The sequence below is a fragment of the Aestuariirhabdus sp. LZHN29 genome (genome assembly GCF_049985285.1).
Taxonomy (GTDB): domain Bacteria; phylum Pseudomonadota; class Gammaproteobacteria; order Pseudomonadales; family Aestuariirhabdaceae; genus Aestuariirhabdus.
In genome coordinates, this window is sequence record NZ_JBNIEU010000002.1 from 729,208 (window position 1) to 747,173 (window position 17,966).

Sequence of the window (17,966 nt, forward strand, 5' to 3'; positions counted from 1 at the left end):
GCCTCTCTTCTAGCGCTTGCGCACGACGTTTAAACCGTCGCGGATGGTGAGAAAACAGTTGTCGAGTTCATCGCTTTCGTGAATAAACCGGTTCATATCATCGATTGCCCGGTCTTTCTCGTCCTGCGGGTCCAACACCTGCCCTTGCCACAAGGCATTGTCGATAATGATCAGTCCGCCGCTATTAACCAGCCCTAGCGTGGCTTTCAAGTAATTGAAATAGTTACGTTTGTCGGCGTCGATAAAAACGATATCAAAAGGCTGTTGTAGGCTGGCTATGGTGTCCAGCGCCTTGCCAAAGCGGACGTCGATCTTGCTGCCATCGGGGCTTCGGTCGAAAAAACCCTGAGCGAAGCTGATGGCTCGAGGATTGCTTTCGCAACAGATAATGCGGCCATCAGCGGGCAGGGCTTCGGCCATGGAGAGGGCTGAGTAGCCAGTGAACATACCGATTTCAAGAATCGAGCGGGCGCCGCTAACGCGGGTCAGCATATTCAGGGTGCGGCCGATCAGCTTTCCCGAGAGTTTGATGGGGTAGGCCATCTCTCGGTTGGTTGTTTCAATCAGCTCTTGCAGCAGGGGGGATTCATCGCTGGTCATAGCGCTGCAGTAGCGCTCGATTTCCGGGTCAACCAGATACTCATGCATAGTAGTAATATGCAGCGTCAGACGGCGCTGCCCTGTAGTAGGGGTTATGAATGCGTTAGGCCCAGCCGGAACCCTGTCGGCGGCGGCTGCGCATCAGGGGCGCGATCAGGCCGATCAGTATGCCTCCAACGATGGTGCCTGCACCATAGAGATACCACTGTTTATCGGACTCATCGTTGAGCTGGGCGTTTTCAAGTTCCAGCGTTTCTATACGGTTTTTCAGGATCACGTTACCCTCTACCAGCTCTTTGTTGCGAGCAACAAGGCTGATCGCCTCGGAAGAGATGCGCTTGATCTCCTTGAGTTCAGTTTCCAGCTTCTTGCTACGCTGGTTGCTCTGCTTGCCGTTACGCGTTAACTCTGAGTTGGCGGTCTCGAGCTCTCCGAGGCGACGCTTGAGGCTGCTGTTCTCCTGACTAAGGTTTTCTACTTTTTTCTGGGCGCGGCCTAAAAGCTCCCGTGCACCGGGCTCGGTTAGCAGGTATTGGCTGCGTATATAGCCCTCTACGCCATCGGTGGTGCGCACCAGGCTGAACTCCTCGTCCTCATCCCGGATCCACTCCAGTTGGGTGCCGCTTCTGAGTCCCCTATGGATGATTTTGTTGGCGTTGCTGGGGCCGCTACGCAGGGGGACGTGGAGGATATCCGATATATAGCGCGCCTCGGCACTGGCGGCAGGAGCGTGAACAGTGGCCAACAAACTGGCGCTTAGTAGCAGTGTACTCAGAGGTAAGCGGGTCATGATCTCTAACGGCGGTTGAATGAGGGGCATTGATCGTATCTTAGGGCGTTAAGGACCACTAACGAATGGTTCACAAAATGCCCCGGTATCAGCACCCTAGGGTAGCACTTTCTTAAAGGGTTTAACGGTGACCTGCTGGTAGACGCCGGCCTCAATATAGGGATCGGCATTGGCCCAGTGTTGTGCCTCTGCAAGCGAATCGAATTCGGCCACGATTAGACTGCCGCTGAACCCCGCTTCACCGGGGTCTTCGTTGTCGATGGCGGGGTGGGGGCCTGCGATCAGCAGGCGGCCTTGGGCGCATAGGGCTTGCAGGCGAGCAACGTGTGCAGGACGCACAGACAGGCGCTTACTGAGGCTGTTTTCAACATCCTGGCTAATAATGGCGTAATACATGATCTGATCCTTATGGGGTTCCGTTTTCCGCTTCTGGTGGTTCATCTATGATGTGGCGCGACAGATAGACGCCCTGGGCGATAATAAATACCAGCGTTAGCCCCAGCATGCCGAACAGCTTAAAATTGACCCAGGCCTCTTCTGACAGGGTGTACGCCACGTACAGGTTGATCGTGCCAGCAAATAAAAAGAAGACTACCCAGCCGTAGTTAAGGCGTTTCCAGATCTCCAGGGGCATGGTCACCTTGGAGTCCATCATGCGCTGGATCAGGTTCTTGTTGCCAATAAACTGACTGCCCAGAAACACCACAGCAAACAACCAGTTAACGATGGTGGGTTTCCACTGGATAAAACTCTTGTCGCCGAACAGAACGGTAGCGCCGCCTAATGCTACCACCAGAACCAGGGTCACCAGATGCATTTTCTCGATCTTGCCGGTCGCCCACCGGGTGTACAATATCTGTACAACGGTGGCGGGTATCAGCACCGCAGTGGCGATGATAATGGGCTGGGTCTGGTTGAGTAGTTCGATCAGGTCGGGTGACAGTACGCCGCTAAAGAGAGCGATCAACTCAGCGCTCAATTTGTAAACGGCAAAGAAAATAACGATGGGAAGAAAGTCGACCAGCAACTTCATGATAGGAAAAGCCTTACGCGTTATAGGTGGATTGCTGAGGGGAAAGGTGTCAATTACCGACCCTTGCCAACGGCCCGTCATGATACCATGGTATCCCTGCAACGAGTAACTTCGAGACATGCTTTGAATCGATACACTGCGGTAGATCTCCACTGCCATACCAACCATTCTGACGGTTCCCTGAGCCCCCTTGAGCTGCTTGCGCGCGCCGAGCAGCAGGGGGTCGAGCTGTTGGCGATTACCGACCATGATGAGGTATCCGGCGTTCGCGAAGCGATTGCCGCCAGCGCGACAAGCAGTGTTCGGGTAATCAGTGGCATCGAGTTGTCCAGTGTCTGGAACGGGGTAGGTATCCATATCGTGGGACTCAACTTCGACCTTGACTCCCCGTTACTTGATGAGGTGCTTGACTACCAGCGCAACGCGCGGGAGTCGCGCTCGCTGAAAATAGCCGAACGTCTGGGGCGTATCGGTGCAGAGGATGTGTTGGCAGGTGCCAGCGCCATCGCTCGCAGGAAGCGTGGTCTGCCTGCTGGGAGTGACCAGATTGTGCAGTTAGGGCGCCCCCACTTTGCGGACTATCTTGTGGAGTCGGGCGTAGTGGAGAGTCGCGAAATGGCGTTTCGGAAATACCTCGGGGCGGGTAAGCCCGGCGACGTCAAATCCCATTGGCCGGAGATGGAGGTGGCGATAGGCTGGATTAAAGCGCTGGGCGGCACGGCAGTGCTGGCCCACCCTCACCATTATAAGATGACCAATACCCGCCTGCGTAAGCTACTCGCTGCCTTCGTGGCCGGCGGTGGGGATGCCATGGAAGTGGTGAGTGGTAGTTTGCCCCGCCATAAAATGCCCTGGTTTGGTTCCCTGTGTGGTGAGTTTGGATTGAGCGCTTCCGCCGGTAGTGATTTCCATGCGCCTATCGGTCCCTGGTGTGAGCTGGGTAAGCTCGCACCCTTGCCGGGAGAATGTGAACCCGTATGGGCACAGTGGTAGCGCTATCCCTCGAAAGAGGAGGTATAATCCCGCGATGGATCGAATCACAAGTCGCAGGAAATGTCGTGAGCCAGTTTTTTCAAATACATCCCGAAAACCCCCAGGCTCGTCTGATAGGCCAGGCCGCTGAGATTATTCGTAAAGGGGGCGTGGTGGCCTATCCTACCGATTCAGCCTACGCTATCGGTTGCCATCTAGGTGACAAAAAAGCCGTTGACCGTATTCGCCGCTTGCGCCAGCTCGACGATAAGCACAACTTTACCCTGATGTGCCGGGATCTATCCGAGCTGGCCACTTACGCGAAGGTAGCCAATACGGAGTATCGTTTGCTGAAGGCGAACACGCCGGGTGCGTATACGTTTATTCTTAACGCGACCAATGAAGTGCCACGGAGGCTGTTGCATCCCAAGCGGCGCACCATTGGCTTGCGGGTCCCGGATCACCCCACCACTTTGGCCCTGTTAGAGGAGTTGGGGGAGCCGATGATCAGCTGTACATTGATTCTCCCCGGAGAGGAGCTTCCGCTGACCGACCCCTATGAGATTCGCGATCTGCTGGAGCATCAGTTGGACCTGGTTATCGATGGTGGTTACTGCGGCATGGAGGCGACGACGGTCGTTAACCTGACTGGTGAGGTGCCTCGGGTTTCCCGTGTTGGTCTCGGAGACACGCAGCCTTTCGTGACGGAGGTTTAGGCACCTATGGTGATGGGATATGAGTGATCTGCAGGTGGTTGACGGAGCTAAAGAGGCGACTGAGGTTGATGCGCCGCAGCAAGGAGTGCGCTTTAAGCGCCAGGCCCAGCAGGGTGAGATGCCCTTTGCTGTAGTGCAGGGTAAGGAGATGACCTCCCTGCCTCAGGATCTTTATATACCGCCGGATGCGCTGGAGGTCTTTTTGGAGGCCTTTGAGGGGCCGTTGGATCTACTGCTTTACCTGATTAAACGGCAGAACGTGGATGTGCTTGAAATCTGCGTTGCCGAAATTACTCGACAGTACATGGCCTATGTCGAATTAATGGAGGCCGCTCAGTTCGAATTGGCAGCAGAGTATCTGGTCATGGCGGCGATGCTGGCGGAGATCAAATCACGCATGTTGCTGCCTCGCTCGGAAGAGGCCAGTGACGAGGAGGAGGACCCTCGCGCTGAACTGATTCGTCGCTTGCAGGAATATGAGCGTTTCAAGGCCGCCGCGCAAGATATTGACGAGTTACCGCGTCTGGGGCGTGACTACGCATTAGCAAGCGCGCAGGCGCCGGTGAGTGAAACCGAAAAGCTTCACCCGGAGGTCGATCTACAGGAGCTTTTGCTGGCGCTATCCGATGTCTTGCGCCGTGCGGATATGTTTGAGAGTCACCAGATCGAGCGGGAAGCCCTCTCTACCCGAGAGCGTATGTCCCTGGTGCTGGATCGATTGTCGGTTGGTGGTTTCTTGCCTTTTGTCTCCCTGTTTGCCATCGAGGAGGGGCGTCTTGGCGTAGTCGTAACGTTCATGGCGGTGATGGAGTTGATAAAGGAGTCCCTGGTGGAGTTGGTACAAAATGAACCCTTTGGCCCGATTCACGTTAAGGCGCGTGCAGAATGAGTGAAGGTGAAATGAGCGACGAAAAATCCTATAACCTGAAGCTGGTGTTGGAAGGGGCGCTGTTTGCAGCGGGTAAGCCCATTACTGTCGAAAAGATGGGGCAGCTGTTTGATGAGCAGGAGCGGCCAACCAATGAGGCGATTCGCGAAGCCCTGCAGGTAATCGAAGCGGAGTGTGAAAACCGCTCTATAGAGTTGAAGTTGGTGGCGAGCGGGTATCGATTACAGGTGCGGCAGTCGTTGGCTCCCTGGGTCAATCGGTTGTGGGAAGAGAAACCCCAACGCTACTCCCGTGCCATGTTGGAAACACTCGCTTTGATTGCGTACCGACAGCCGATTACGCGAGGAGAGATTGAAGAGATTCGGGGAGTTAGTGTCAGTAGTAGTATCGTCAGAACCTTGCAGGAGCGTGACTGGGTGCGTGTAGTGGGGCACCGTGACGTTCCCGGACGCCCGGCGATGTACGCTACGACTCGGTTGTTTCTCGATTACTTTAATCTTAAGAATCTTGATGAGTTGCCGGTGTTGTCAGAGATCCGGGACCTGGAAGAGATGAGTCAGAATTTGGATCTCAATGCGCTGACGGTGACGGGAGCTGAGGGTGCGGCGACTGCCGGTGAGGCTCCAGGCGAAGGTGTTGCAGGGCAGGAATCGGAAGAGTCGGTTGAGGGTTTGCCTCAAAAAAGTGAAGTTAGTTCGCTTTTTGATGGAGGGCCTCAAGAGGAGCTGGAAGAGGATGAGGCGCTGTTCCGGGAGCTTGATGAGATGGAAAAAAGCTTGCCTACCAGTTTCAAGGACTTATTAAAAGGAGGCGTTGATAGCGGTCAGCCCGAAGCTGAAAACGAAGACGAATCCGAAAACGAAAACCGGTTATCAGTGGCGGCCCGCACTGATGACGATACGGTAACTGATGCAGCGGCCGAAAAATCCGATTGAGGATATTACGTTATGAATATAAGCAGAGTTGATAACAATACTGCTGGAGAAAAGTTACAGAAAGTTCTGGCTCGAACAGGAGTCGGGTCTCGCCGCGAAATGGAGCGCTGGATCGAGGAGGGGCGGGTTCAGGTTAACGGAGAGAAAGCGGTGCTGGGGTGTCGTGTCAGCGCGCGCGATCAGATTCGGGTCGATGGCAAACTCCTCAAGAGTGAAGAGGTTGTCGGCACTCGTAGGGTACTGCTGTATAACAAGCCCGAAGGCGAGGTGTGCACTCGCTCCGACCCTGATGGGCGACGTACTGTTTTTCAGCGGCTGCCCCGCCTCAACGGTGAGCGGTGGATCTGTATTGGCCGGCTTGATATCAATACGGCAGGGCTACTCCTCTTCACCACCGATGGCGAGCTCGCTAATCGCTTGATGCACCCCTCCTACTCGGTCGAACGTGAGTACGCGGTTCGGGTGATGGGCGAAGTGACTGCCGATATGACCAAACAGCTTTTTGATGGGGTTGAGCTCGATGATGGTCCTGCTCGATTTACCGATATCGTCTCCTCGGGAGGAGAGGGGATCAATCGCTGGTTCCATGTGGTGTTGATGGAGGGCCGTAATAGAGAGGTCCGGCGTCTGTGGGAATCCCAGGGGGTAACGGTGAGCCGCTTGAAGCGTGTTCGTTATGGAAACGTGTTCATTCCCAGTGAAGTGAAATCCGGACAGTGGTGCGAACTAAACCAGAAAGAGGTGGATAATCTCGCCAAATCAGTAGAGTTGCCCTCGCGCCCGGTTAAGCGACTGACGGCTGACCGCCATCAAGAGGAGCGCAACAAGCGCAAGAACAGTGCGGTTTCTCGTCCTCGTAAGCGTTAGGGGCTTCATAGCGAGCGCAACGGGTTGTTTGCAGGCGCTTTAGGCTCATACGAAAAAGCACCGCTCGGGCGGTGCTTTTTCGTAAGGGGGTTGAACTGAACAGGGCTGTTCCCTGAAAGGTATCAACCTACTTGGCTTCACAGAGCGTGGCAACTTTGTTGCGGCCATCGCCCTTGGCGTTGTAAAGCGCCTGATCGGCCCGCTGCAGGGTATCGCGAATATTCTCCCCGACGGTGTGCGTAGCGACACCAACGCTGGTGGTGAGAGGGATATCCTGCCCCTCAAAATTGCACTGCATCGCTTCGATACGGGCGCGGATGCGCTCGGCGACAATCATCGAGCTCTCCAGCCCGGAATTGGCGAGAACAATAACAAACTCTTCTCCACCAAAACGAAATATCATATCGACGTCACGGATCGCGTGACGTACACAATCTACGGCGTGTTTGAGTGCCAAATCTCCGGCGCTATGGCCAAAGGTGTCATTGATGACTTTAAAGTGATCAAGGTCCAGCAGTAACAGAGAAAGGGGTTGCTGGTTGCGCTGGGTAACTTGCAGCTCATGGTGCAAGGCGTTATCCATTGCGATGCGGTTACCTACGCCGGTGAGAGGGTCCTTAAGGGCTAGCTGTACTGCCTGGCGATAGCTGAGCGCATTGCGCAGGGGGTAGACAAGCTGGCCCAGAGTAGATTCGATCAGTTGCAGTTCGTCCTCGTCGAAGCGGGCGCGGCGGCTAAAGCTGATCTCGCCGTTCAGATCCCGCTCAGTGAGTAGACGGTAGCTGCAGCTGTGGGTAGAGCGACGACCTATGTTGTAGGTGATGTTTTCGTTGCTGTTGACGTACTCAACGCCGTCGATACCAATGGCGTTATGAAGCTCTTTAAAATACAGCTGCAGTTGCTGCTCGAGTTCCAGTGTGGTTTGTAGCAGGCGAGGTAACCGCTCCGTGAGTTGCTCCTGGAGGGTTTTTCGGTTTTTCAGTGCTCGGCTGGCTGGGCTCAGGTTCTGTGAAGCGGTAAATAGCTTCACATTGCTGTGTCCAGTCTTGATGTTGCTTTGCGCTGTTGGTCCCATGATCCTGCCCCTGTTTACTGGTGTTGCCTACGCTTCGTTACTGTGTATAAAGCTAAAAGCGTGCCATTTGTGACAGGGTTAGTTAAAGTTCTTATAAAACAATGGGTTAATGCTTTTTTCTTGAGGCGCTGCAGGGTAAAGAGTTGCTGTTCGGCGATTTTTTGGCGGGCTTTTACTGGGGTGGAGGGTTGAATGCCAGAAGTTTGTCGCCAAAGGCGGCAAGAGTTTGCCGCCCGGTATCGGGAACCGTTGTGCAGGGAGAGGTTACTGTGCGTCCAGCGCCTGTCCGTTAACGTCGATGCTGTCATCACCCATCAGGTAGAGGTAAAGCGGCATGATGTCGTCGGCGCTGGGGAGGTTGTTGGGGTTTTCGGCAGGGTAGGCTTTGGCCCGCATTGTGGTGCGAGTTGCGCCGGGATTGATGCTGTTGATGCGTATGCCGGTAATGCCTTCTACCTCATCGGCCCAGACCTGCATCATCCCCTCGGTGGCGAACTTGGTGATGGCGTAGCCGCCCCAGTATGCGCGGCCCTTGCGACCAACACTGGAGGAGGTAAATACCAGGGATCCGGTGGGGGCTTCGGCGAGCAGGGGCATTAGCGCCTTGCTCATTAAAAATTGCGAGGTAAGGTTTACCTGTATCAATCGATTCCACATTGCGCTGTCGTATTGATCGAGAGGCCCAAGCTGGCCCAATTCGCTGGCATTGTGCAGCAGCCCATCCAGGTGGCCAAACTCCTGACCAATCTGGTCGGCAAGATCCCCATAATCTTTCTCGGTGGCTGTTTCGAGATTGAGCGGGCACTCTACCGGTGTCGGGTAACCGGCGGCTTCTATTTCGTCGTATACCGCTTCGAGTTTTTTTGCGGTTTTACCCACCAGGATAACGGTGGCGCCATGTTGGGCGAACGCGATGGCTGCGGATCGACCGATGCCCGCTCCGGCACCGGTTACTAGAATCGTTTTACCTTCTAACAGGTTCTCTTTGGCTTGGTAGTCAAACATTGAAAGGCTCTTGGCGGCGTATGGGGTGGTAATGAATAGGTATATTATATCGGCTTCCCGCAGGAGGTGCTCGTTCTGTCAGCTTCTGTGCGGGTAGATCCAGTTGAGTTGCTCGAACCAGTCGAGAATTTCGGCGGCGTGGAACACCTGATGAGTGGCGTTCCATTGGCGCCAGTCCAGATCTGCCTCAAGGTAACCGTAGAGGGCTGCGATGGTGGCCATGCCGGCGTTGTGGCCCGCCTGGATGTCGCGTTCGTGATCGCCCACGTAGATGGTGGTTGCGGGTGTGCTGGCCGCCTGCTGGCAGGCGAGTAGCATGGGTTCAGGGTGGGGTTTACTGTGGCGAACCTGGTCGGGACAGACCACCGTGGCGCAACGGGATAGGTAGCCCAGTTTTTCCAGTAAAGGAAGTGTGTAGCGGCTGGGTTTGTTTGTCACCACGCCCCAGGGAATGTTGCGTTGCTCCAGGCTCTCCAGCAGGCGATCTATACCATCGAAGGGGAGTGTCTGTTCTCCAAGGCGAGCCTCGTAAAGCTCCAGGAGTCGCTCGCGTAAAGGTTCGAAGCCGGCTTCATCCGCTGTCAGATCGAAGCCGAGGGTGACCAGAGCGCGGGCACCATTGGATACGGTGGCGCGGATGAGTGGTTCGGCGAGGGCGGGACGCTGTTGCTCTTCGAGCAGTTGGTTTAACACCAGCACAAAGTCGGGTGCGGTATCGAGCAGGGTGCCGTCGAGATCGAACAGCACGCAACCCAGTGGCTCGGTTTTACTCATTTGGATCGGGACGCTGGCAGTGCACCAGGTAATTGACGTCGACGTTGTTTCCTAGTTTGTAGGTGCGCGCGAGGGGGTTGTAGGTCATCCCCACCAGCTCGCGGGTGTGCAGGCCCGCCTCCCGACTCCAGGTGCCCAGTTCCGAGGGGCGAATAAACTTGTCGAAATCGTGGGTGCCCTTGGGCAATAGCTTGAGCAGGTACTCCGCACCAATGATCGCCAGCAGGTAAGCCTTGGGGTTGCGGTTGATGGTGGAAAAAAACACCTCTCCACCCGGTTTTACCAGTTGATAGCAGGAGCGAATGACCGATGCAGGGTCGGGTACGTGCTCGAGCATCTCCAGGCAGGTTACCACATCAAAGCTGGCAGGTTGTTTGGCGGCCATCTCCTCTACGGTGCAGCGTTGGTAGTCTACCTTTACGCCGCTTTCCAGGCTGTGCAAGCGAGCGACGGCCAGTGGTGCTTCACCCATATCGATGCCGCTGACGTCGGCCCCGCGCAATGCCATGGATTCGGATAAAATGCCGCCACCACAGCCAACATCGAGCACGCGCTTGCCCGCAAGCTGGCTGCGTTCGTCTATAAAGTTCAAGCGCAGGGGGTTGATCTGGTGAAGCGGTTTGAACTCGCTGTCCGGATCCCACCAGCGGCTGGCGAGGGCTTCAAATTTGGCAATCTCTGCGCGGTCAACGTTGGGGGTGTCGGTCGATTGTTGATGGGAAGTCATGAAATGCAGTGGCCCTATTTTCTGGCTTGAATCTTGTCGGCCCAGCTGTGGGCGCGGCTAATAATGCGTGTGGCGTCGAGGGTCAGGGTTTTGCGTTCGCTTAATAGCAGTTCGCCGTTGACCCAGACGTGGCTCACCTGGCTGGGGTCTGTTGCGTAGACCAGCTGGGAAAGCGGATTATACAGTGGTTGGCTCTCGATTGCTGACAGGTCAATCGCGGCGATATCGGCGGCCTTTCCTGTCTCAAGGCTGCCGGTCTGTTCGTCAATACCCAGTGCTCGGGCGCCATTAATAGTGGCTAGCTCCAGTGCGGTGTGAGCATCGATGGCGCTGGCGTCGTTACTGACCGCTTTTGCCAGTAGGGCTGCGTTGCGCATCTCGCCGAGCATATCGAGCCGATTGTTGCTGGCAGCGCCGTCGGTACCCAGGGCGACGTTGACGCCAGCGCCATGGAGACGTGCAATCGGCGCGAACCCGCTAGCCAGCTTGAGGTTTGAGTTGGGGCAATGTACTACGTGGCAGTTATTCTGGCGCAGTAGCTGGATGTCGCGGTCATCCAGCTGGGTCATGTGTACGCATTGCAGGCGCGGGCTGAGAAGTCCCAGTTCGTCGAGGCGCTGAATCGGTCTGCGTCGATCGGCAAGGAAGGCGTCGCGCAGCTCTTGCGCTGTTTCGTGCAGGTGGATCTGCACCGGGCTGTCGAGCTCTTCCGAGAGCGTTATGATTCGCTGCAGGGGTGCATCGGAAACGGTATAGGGCGCGTGGGGGCCGAACGCGATATTGATGAGTTGCTGGTTGCCGAAATCATCAAACAGCTCCAGGCCTTTATGTATGTAGTCATCCGCGTTTCGTGCCCAGGCGGTCGGGAAGTCCAGGATAGGAAAGCTGATCTGGCAGCGCATACGAGCGTCGTGGACCGCGCGAGCCGCGACGTCAGGGAAAAAGTACATATCGCTGAATGTAGTGGTTCCGCTGCGCAGCATCTCCAGCATCGCCAGCTGGGTGCCATCGTGAACAAACTCTTCATTAACCCATTGGGCTTCGGCCGGCCAGATGTGGTCTTGTAGCCAGCTCATGAGTGGCAAGTCGTCGGCCAGGCCCCGGAACAGGGTCATCGCTGCGTGACCGTGTGCGTTGATCAGTCCCGGGATGAGCAGGTGGTTGGGGAGCGAATGGTGGCAGTCGCTATGGTAGTGCTTTCCGACCTCTGCGGTAGGCAGCAGCGTAACAATCTGCCCCTGTATTACCACCAGGCTGTGCTGGGTGAGTGTTTCCCGGCGTGGGTTTACCGGGATAATCCAGCCCGCATCGATGATGCTGTCGGCACGGGTTGTGGTCTTCGTCATTGGCTATCCATCCTGCTCGGCGAGCAGCGAGTATACCCGACATTTTGTCTGTTGAGAGCATTTCTTGTATCGTAGCCGCGGCCCGTAAATGATCTGCTATGGGTCTCAAAAAAGCGTACTGTCGGATGGCCAATGGATAGGAGTGACCTGTTTTGACCCCAGAGGAGCAGCGGTGTGATGCCGTGATATGGAGTGCTGGCAGGCTGCGCCTGCTTGATCAGCGATTGTTACCTGCACAAGAGTGTTATCTGGACTACGCCGATGCCCCGGCTGTGGCCGCAGCGATTACCGATATGGTGGTGCGGGGCGCGCCGGCGATCGGGATTGCCGCAGCCTATGGGGTCGTGTTGTCGATTGCCCGTCATGAAGGTAGCCCGGGTTGGCGCAAAAACGTCGAGGAGGATGTTGAGTGTTTGCGGCAGAGTCGTCCAACGGCGGTCAACCTGATGTGGGCGTTGGATCACATGCAGAGCCTGGTTGCTGGGGAGACGGAGGGTTCCCGGGCGCTGGCTTTGGCCGAAAAGGGGGCGATAGCGATCCACGAGGCTGATCGGCGCAATAACGAACGCATGGGAAGCCTGGGTGTGGACGCGATTCGTAAGTTGTCCGGGGATGGTCCGCACGTAATGATGACCCACTGCAATGCCGGTGCACTGGCGACCGGTGGCTACGGAACGGCGTTGGGGGTGATTCGCAGTGCCTGGAAGGCGGGGATTCTTGCGCGAGTGCATATGGATGAGACCCGCCCCTGGCTACAGGGGTCCCGTTTGACGGCGTGGGAGTTGCTGCGAGAAAGCATCCCTGCGGTACTTAACGCCGACGGCGCTGCTGCCCACCTTATTCGCCAGCAGGGGGTAAGCTGGGTGGTGGTCGGCGCCGATCGCGTGGCGGCCAACGGTGATGCCGCCAATAAAATTGGCACCTATGGCCTGGCTATATTGGCCCGGCACCATGGTGCGCGAGTGATGGTGGTGGCACCTACCTCCACCATCGATATGAGCTTGAGCAGTGGAGCACAGATTCCAATAGAGGAGCGTACCGGCGACGAGCTGCTGCGTTATGGTAATCAGTTGCTAGGCATTGAGGGCTGCCCGGTGGCCAATCCGGTGTTTGATGTTACCCCTGCCGAACTGATCGATCTGCTGGTAACGGAAAAGGGGGTTGTGGAGCAGCCCGATAGCCAGAAAATGGAGCAATTGATGGCCAGGGATTCGGGCCCCTTGAGTGGTTCGGGATCAAACGGATAGCTGGTTATAAATCATACGGTTAAGAGTGCTTAACATATACAGGGATAGGCGTGTCGGGTATAATTGCGCGTCTTTGATTATCGCTATTTGGGGGCTGTGTGGCGGGCGCTACGACTGGGTCGTGCCGTGACGCAATTCGGGTGCAGTCCCTGCACAGAAAAAGGAATCTGATCCGTAATGGGTGAAATCGCCAAAGAAATTCAGCCGGTCAATATTGAGGTCGAGATGAAGCAGTCTTACCTCGACTACGCCATGAGTGTCATTGTGGGTCGTGCTTTGCCCGATGTGCGTGATGGTCTAAAGCCGGTGCACCGTCGTGTTCTGTTTGCTATGAGCGAGCTAAATAACGACTGGAACAAGCCCTACAAGAAATCCGCCCGTGTTGTCGGTGATGTTATCGGTAAGTATCACCCCCATGGTGATTCTGCGGTTTACGATACTATCGTGCGCATGGCCCAGCCCTTTTCCATGCGTTACACGCTGGTGGATGGACAGGGTAACTTCGGTTCAGTAGACGGCGACTCCGCTGCTGCCATGCGATACACCGAAATTCGCATGGAGAAAATCGCCCACGATATTCTTGCAGACCTCGATAAGGAAACGGTTGATTACGTGCCGAACTATGACGGTACGGAGCTGATTCCTGCCGTTATGCCCACCCGTATTCCGAATCTGTTGGTTAATGGCTCGTCGGGTATTGCGGTCGGTATGGCAACCAATATTCCGCCCCATAACCTGACAGAGGTGGTTAAGGGGTGCCTGGCGCTGATCGACGACCCCGATATCGATATTGACGGTTTGATGGAGTATATCCCTGGGCCTGATTTTCCCACCGGTGCCATCATCAATGGTAAGGCGGGAATCTTGCAGGCCTATCGCACTGGTCGCGGTCGTATCTATGTTCGCGCTCGCGCCGAAGTCGAAATCGACGAAAAACGTAATAAGCACACCATTATCATTCACGAGCTTCCCTATCAGCTGAATAAGGCGCGTCTGATTGAGAAGATCGCTGAGCTGGTGAAAGATAAGAAAATCGAAGGAATTTCCGAGCTTCGCGACGAATCCGATAAGGATGGTATGCGTGTTGTTATCGAGCTGCGCCGCGGTGAAGTGGGCGAGGTGGTTCTCAATAACCTCTACGCTCAAACCCAGCTCGAAACGGTTTTTGGTATCAATGTGGTGGCCTTGGTTGATGGCCAGCCCCGTATCCTCAATCTCAAGCAGATGCTTGAAGCCTTTGTGCGCCATCGTCGCGAGGTGGTTACTCGCCGCACCGTGTATGAACTGCGCAAAGCCCGTGAGCGAGGGCATCTGCTGGAAGGCCTGGCAGTCGCATTGTCTAATATCGATCCTGTGATCAAGATGATCAAGGAGTCTCCAACCCCGCAAGAGGCCAAAGAGCGCTTGATCGAGACGGCGTGGGATGGCGGTTATGTGCTGGCTATGCTGGAAAAGGCGGGAGCCGATGCCTGCAAACCCGATGAACTGCCAGAGCAGTTCGGCCTTAAGGACGGCGGAAAGTATTACCTTTCTCCGGCGCAGGCGCAGGCTATTTTGGAGATGCGTTTGCATCGCCTGACCGGGCTTGAGCACGAAAAACTGATCGCAGAATATAAAGAACTGCTGAACAAGATTGCTGAATTGATGAATATACTGGCTGATCCCCAGCGCCTGCTGCAGGTGATTCGGGAGGAGCTAGAGGTCGTGCTGGAGCAGTACGGTGACGAGCGTAAGACCGAAATTATCAGCTCTCGTAGAGACCTGACAGTTGAAGACCTGATCACCGAAGAGGATATGGTCGTTACCATCTCTCACAGTGGTTATGCCAAAACAACGCCGCTGGATACATACCAGGCACAAAAACGTGGCGGGCGAGGTAAGTCGGCCAGTGGTGTTAAGGATGAAGACTTCATCGAACATATGCTGGTGGCCAATACCCATACCCAGATTTTGTGTTTCTCCAGCCGGGGCAAAGTGTACTGGCTCAAGGTCTATGAAATTCCCCAGGCGGGTCGTACCTCCAGAGGGCGCCCGCTGGTTAACTTGCTGCCGTTAGAGGCCGATGAGCGTATCACTGCGATACTCCCCGTCGAGGAATACACAGAAGGTAACTTTGTCTTTATGGCAACTACCAACGGCACTGTTAAGAAGACGCCGTTGGAGCAGTTTGCCCGTCGACGCAGCAGTGGCTTGATTGCCCTCGCGCTGGATGATGACGATACCTTGATGGGAGCGGCGATCACCGACGGTTCGAGAGATGTAATGCTGTTCAGTAACTCGGGTAAGGCGATTCGTTTCAACGAAACCGAAGTTCGCACCATGGGCCGCACGGCACGCGGTGTGCGGGGTATTCGCTTGCATGGCGATTTCAAAGCGATATCGCTTATTATTCCCGAAGAGGACAGCCAGATCCTGACCGCCAGCCTTAACGGGTTTGGTAAGCGCAGCCTGGCCAGTGAGTTCCCGCTGCGAGGTCGTGGTGGCCAGGGCGTCATCGCGATGCAAACCACCGAGCGTAACGGTGAGATGGTCGGTGCTGCCAAGGTGGTCGATGGTGAAGAGATCATGCTGATTACCGATCAGGGTACCCTGGTTCGTACCCGCGTCGATGAGGTGTCATTGCAGAGTCGCAATACTCAGGGCGTTAGGCTGATCAAGCTTTCTGGAGATGAGCAACTGGTCGGTTTGGAGCGTATCGACGAACCTGAGGAAACCGATTACGAAGAGGATGATGCCGACGAATAGCGGCTCGGTGGCACCCCAAGCCGGGTGCCATCCCTCCCGTTAGGGTAACGCTGAGACACCATGAGCAGACGTTATAACTTCTGTGCCGGACCGGCCACTTTGCCAACCGAGGTGCTTGAACAAGCGCAGCAGGAGATGCTTGATTGGCAGGGGCGTGGCTTATCGGTGATGGAGATGAGTCATCGCAGTGACGATTTTCAGGCGATTGCCCGTGACGCAGAAAACGACCTGCGAGAACTGTTAGCGGTGCCCGACCACTATCGAGTACTGTTTGTTCAGGGGGGGGCGACGGCGCAGTTTTCAGCCTTGCCTCTGAATCTGATGGGTAGGTCAGCCAAGGCGGATTATCTTAATACCGGGTTGTGGTCTAGCAAGGCGATTATCGAGGCGCGTCGTTTTGGTAAGGTTAATATAGTCGCCGATGGTCACCCTGCGTCCTGCTACACTATTTCGGCTGAGGATGCCTGGCAGGTGAGCGAGGATGCCGCATACTTTCACTATACCCCCAATGAAACGATCGGCGGTTTTGAAGTTCACGATATACCGTCATTTTCTACGGCTCCACTGGTGGCGGATATGTCGTCTACCCTGCTCTCAAAGCCGCTGGATGTTGAGCGCTTTGGGGTAATTTATGCCGGTGCGCAGAAGAATATTGGCCCTGCCGGATTGACTCTGGTGATTGTGCGTGAGGATCTTCTGGATCAGGCACAGTCGGTTGTGCCCAGAACAATGTGCTACCGATTGATTGCCGATAATGATTCGATGCTGAACACTCCCCCGACCTATGCCTGGTATTTAGCCGGGCTGGTGTTTAAGTGGCTAAAAAAGCAGGGTGGATTGGGCGTTATGGCTGAGTTCAACCAGCGTAAGGCGCAGAAGCTGTACACAGCGATCGATAGCAGTGGTTTCTACAGTAACCCGGTCGATGTGCGTTACCGGTCGCGGATGAATGTGCCCTTTGTTCTGGCTGATGGGGAGTGCAATGATGCATTTCTGGCGGGAGCCGAAGAGCGTGGCTTGCTTAACCTGAAGGGGCATCGCTCGGTGGGCGGAATGCGAGCCAGTATTTATAATGCGGTTCCCGAAGCGGCGGTTGATGCGCTGGTGGATTACATGAACGAATTTGAAAGACAGTATGGATAGGCCGATGTCTGAACAGCAACAGCTACAAACCCTGCGTGAAAAAATTGATTCCATCGATGCGAATATACAGCAGCTGATTAACCAGCGCGCTTCCTGTGCTCAGGAAGTTGCAGCGGTAAAACAGACCGATGATGAAGGCGGTACCCTGTTTTATCGCCCAGAGCGGGAAGCACAGGTATTGCGGCGAGTGATGGAGCGCAATTCCGGGCCCCTGAATAGCGAAGAGATGGCCCGTCTGTTTCGTGAAATCATGTCGGCGTGTTTGGCGCTTGAGCAACCGGTAAAGGTTGCCTTTCTTGGGCCCGAGGGCACCTTTACTCAGGCGGCTGCGTTAAAGCATTTTGGTCATTCAGCCATTTCGGTGCCGATGTCCTCTATCGACGAGGTGTTTAGAGAGGTTGAGGCCGGGGCTGTTAATTATGGCGTGGTTCCGGTTGAAAATTCGACCGAAGGTGTTATCAATCATACCCTCGATAACTTTCTGGGATCGGGGCTAAAAATTTGCGGTGAAGTCGAGCTGCGCATTCACCACCATTTGATGGTTTCAGAAACCACCCGTAAGGATAAGATTTCTCGGATCTACTCCCATGCGCAATCGCTCGCCCAGTGTCGTAAATGGCTCGATTTTCACTATCCGAATGTGGAGCGCATTGCGGTCAACAGCAACGCCGAAGCGGCGCGGCGCATCAAAAGCGAGTGGCATTCCGCGGCGATCGCAGGCGATATGGCAGCGCAGCTGTATGAGTTGGAGAAAATAGCAGAAAAGATCGAGGATCAACCCGATAACTCGACCCGCTTTCTGATTATCGGCACCCAGGAAGTCCCCGAAAGCGGGGCGGACAAGACCTCTATCATGGTGGCGATGCGCAACCAGCCGGGTGCCCTGCACGACCTGCTGGAACCGTTTCGCAGTGCAGAGGTCGACCTGACACGGGTGGAAACCCGCCCCTCTAATACAGGTACTTGGAATTACGTATTCTTTATCGATTTTATGGGCCATGTGGATGAGCCCCGCATAGCCGGTGTTATGAAGCAGGTAGGAGCGACGGCCTCTGATCTGAAAATACTGGGTTCCTACCCGCAGGCAGTGCTGTAGTCGACG

At 55.4% G+C, this 17,966-nt stretch carries 18 protein-coding genes; 9 read left to right on the forward strand and 9 right to left on the reverse strand.

Annotation, left to right across the window (positions count from 1 at the left end):
- Positions 1-9: 9 nt before the first annotated feature.
- The 4 genes from ACP3PW_RS10180 to ACP3PW_RS10195 form a co-directional block, all read right to left on the reverse strand.
- Entirely contained in the window at positions 10-648 is a 639-nt protein-coding gene (locus tag ACP3PW_RS10180) for an O-methyltransferase (RefSeq protein ID WP_426416582.1), read from the reverse strand.
- Between the two features lie 55 nt (positions 649-703).
- The gene (locus tag ACP3PW_RS10185) at positions 704-1,420 is read right to left on the reverse strand and encodes a TIGR04211 family SH3 domain-containing protein (RefSeq protein WP_426416583.1); all 717 of its coding nucleotides are present in this window, start codon (positions 1,418-1,420) and stop codon (positions 704-706) included.
- 66 nt (positions 1,421-1,486) lie between these two features.
- Positions 1,487-1,786, reverse strand: a complete 300-nt coding sequence (locus ACP3PW_RS10190; RefSeq protein ID WP_426416584.1) for a YciI family protein — start codon at positions 1,784-1,786, stop codon at positions 1,487-1,489.
- 10 nt (positions 1,787-1,796) lie between these two features.
- Positions 1,797-2,423: a septation protein A gene (locus ACP3PW_RS10195; protein WP_426417037.1), complete on the reverse strand. Its 627-nt coding sequence runs from the start codon at positions 2,421-2,423 to the stop codon at positions 1,797-1,799.
- 123 nt (positions 2,424-2,546) lie between these two features.
- Between ACP3PW_RS10195 and ACP3PW_RS10200 the strand changes: the two genes are divergently transcribed.
- The 5 genes from ACP3PW_RS10200 (at position 2,547) to rluB (ending at position 6,802) form a co-directional block, all read left to right on the forward strand.
- Positions 2,547-3,416 carry a PHP domain-containing protein gene (locus ACP3PW_RS10200; protein ID WP_426416585.1) on the forward strand — a complete coding sequence of 290 codons (870 nt, stop codon included), beginning with the start codon at positions 2,547-2,549 and terminating at the stop codon, positions 3,414-3,416.
- A 65-nt stretch (positions 3,417-3,481) separates the two neighbouring features.
- Positions 3,482-4,111 (forward strand): L-threonylcarbamoyladenylate synthase, encoded by a 630-nt coding sequence (locus ACP3PW_RS10205; RefSeq protein WP_426416586.1) that lies wholly within the window; start codon positions 3,482-3,484, stop codon positions 4,109-4,111.
- Between the two features lie 19 nt (positions 4,112-4,130).
- Positions 4,131-5,000 (forward strand): segregation and condensation protein A, encoded by an 870-nt coding sequence (locus ACP3PW_RS10210; protein ID WP_426416587.1) that lies wholly within the window; start codon positions 4,131-4,133, stop codon positions 4,998-5,000.
- Entirely contained in the window at positions 4,997-5,935 is a 939-nt protein-coding gene (gene scpB / locus ACP3PW_RS10215) for an SMC-Scp complex subunit ScpB (protein WP_426416588.1), read from the forward strand. The genes ACP3PW_RS10210 and scpB overlap by 4 nt, the downstream gene beginning before the upstream one ends.
- A gap of 18 nt (positions 5,936-5,953) precedes the next feature.
- Entirely contained in the window at positions 5,954-6,802 is an 849-nt protein-coding gene (rluB, locus tag ACP3PW_RS10220; protein WP_426417038.1) for a 23S rRNA pseudouridine(2605) synthase RluB, read from the forward strand.
- A gap of 127 nt (positions 6,803-6,929) precedes the next feature.
- Here the strand turns inward: rluB and ACP3PW_RS10225 are convergent, their stop codons facing one another.
- The 5 genes from ACP3PW_RS10225 to ACP3PW_RS10245 all read right to left on the reverse strand — a co-directional run bounded on the left by ACP3PW_RS10225 (position 6,930) and on the right by ACP3PW_RS10245 (position 11,729).
- Entirely contained in the window at positions 6,930-7,877 is a 948-nt protein-coding gene (locus tag ACP3PW_RS10225) for a GGDEF domain-containing protein (RefSeq protein ID WP_426416589.1), read from the reverse strand.
- Between the two features lie 264 nt (positions 7,878-8,141).
- Positions 8,142-8,882: a YciK family oxidoreductase gene (locus ACP3PW_RS10230; RefSeq protein WP_426416590.1), complete on the reverse strand. Its 741-nt coding sequence runs from the start codon at positions 8,880-8,882 to the stop codon at positions 8,142-8,144.
- Positions 8,883-8,960: 78 nt separating this feature from the next.
- Positions 8,961-9,656, reverse strand: a complete 696-nt coding sequence (locus tag ACP3PW_RS10235; protein ID WP_426416591.1) for an HAD family hydrolase — start codon at positions 9,654-9,656, stop codon at positions 8,961-8,963.
- Positions 9,649-10,383: a bifunctional 2-polyprenyl-6-hydroxyphenol methylase/3-demethylubiquinol 3-O-methyltransferase UbiG gene (ubiG, locus tag ACP3PW_RS10240; RefSeq protein ID WP_426416592.1), complete on the reverse strand. Its 735-nt coding sequence runs from the start codon at positions 10,381-10,383 to the stop codon at positions 9,649-9,651. The genes ACP3PW_RS10235 and ubiG overlap by 8 nt, the downstream gene beginning before the upstream one ends.
- 14 nt (positions 10,384-10,397) lie before the next feature.
- Positions 10,398-11,729 (reverse strand): TRZ/ATZ family hydrolase, encoded by a 1,332-nt coding sequence (locus tag ACP3PW_RS10245; protein WP_426416593.1) that lies wholly within the window; start codon positions 11,727-11,729, stop codon positions 10,398-10,400.
- 152 nt (positions 11,730-11,881) lie between these two features.
- Here ACP3PW_RS10245 and mtnA point away from each other — a divergent pair, with 152 nt between their 5' ends.
- The 4 genes from mtnA (at position 11,882) to pheA (ending at position 17,960) form a co-directional block, all read left to right on the forward strand.
- On the forward strand, positions 11,882-12,976 hold the full coding sequence (gene mtnA / locus ACP3PW_RS10250) for an S-methyl-5-thioribose-1-phosphate isomerase (RefSeq protein ID WP_426416594.1): 1,095 nt from the start codon (positions 11,882-11,884) through the stop codon (positions 12,974-12,976).
- A 177-nt stretch (positions 12,977-13,153) separates the two neighbouring features.
- Positions 13,154-15,721 (forward strand): DNA gyrase subunit A, encoded by a 2,568-nt coding sequence (gene gyrA, locus ACP3PW_RS10255; RefSeq protein ID WP_426416595.1) that lies wholly within the window; start codon positions 13,154-13,156, stop codon positions 15,719-15,721.
- Between the two features lie 60 nt (positions 15,722-15,781).
- The gene (gene serC, locus ACP3PW_RS10260) at positions 15,782-16,864 is read left to right on the forward strand and encodes a 3-phosphoserine/phosphohydroxythreonine transaminase (RefSeq protein ID WP_426416596.1); all 1,083 of its coding nucleotides are present in this window, start codon (positions 15,782-15,784) and stop codon (positions 16,862-16,864) included.
- Positions 16,865-16,868: 4 nt separating this feature from the next.
- Entirely contained in the window at positions 16,869-17,960 is a 1,092-nt protein-coding gene (pheA, locus tag ACP3PW_RS10265) for a prephenate dehydratase (protein WP_426416597.1), read from the forward strand.
- Positions 17,961-17,966: the final 6 nt, after the last annotated feature.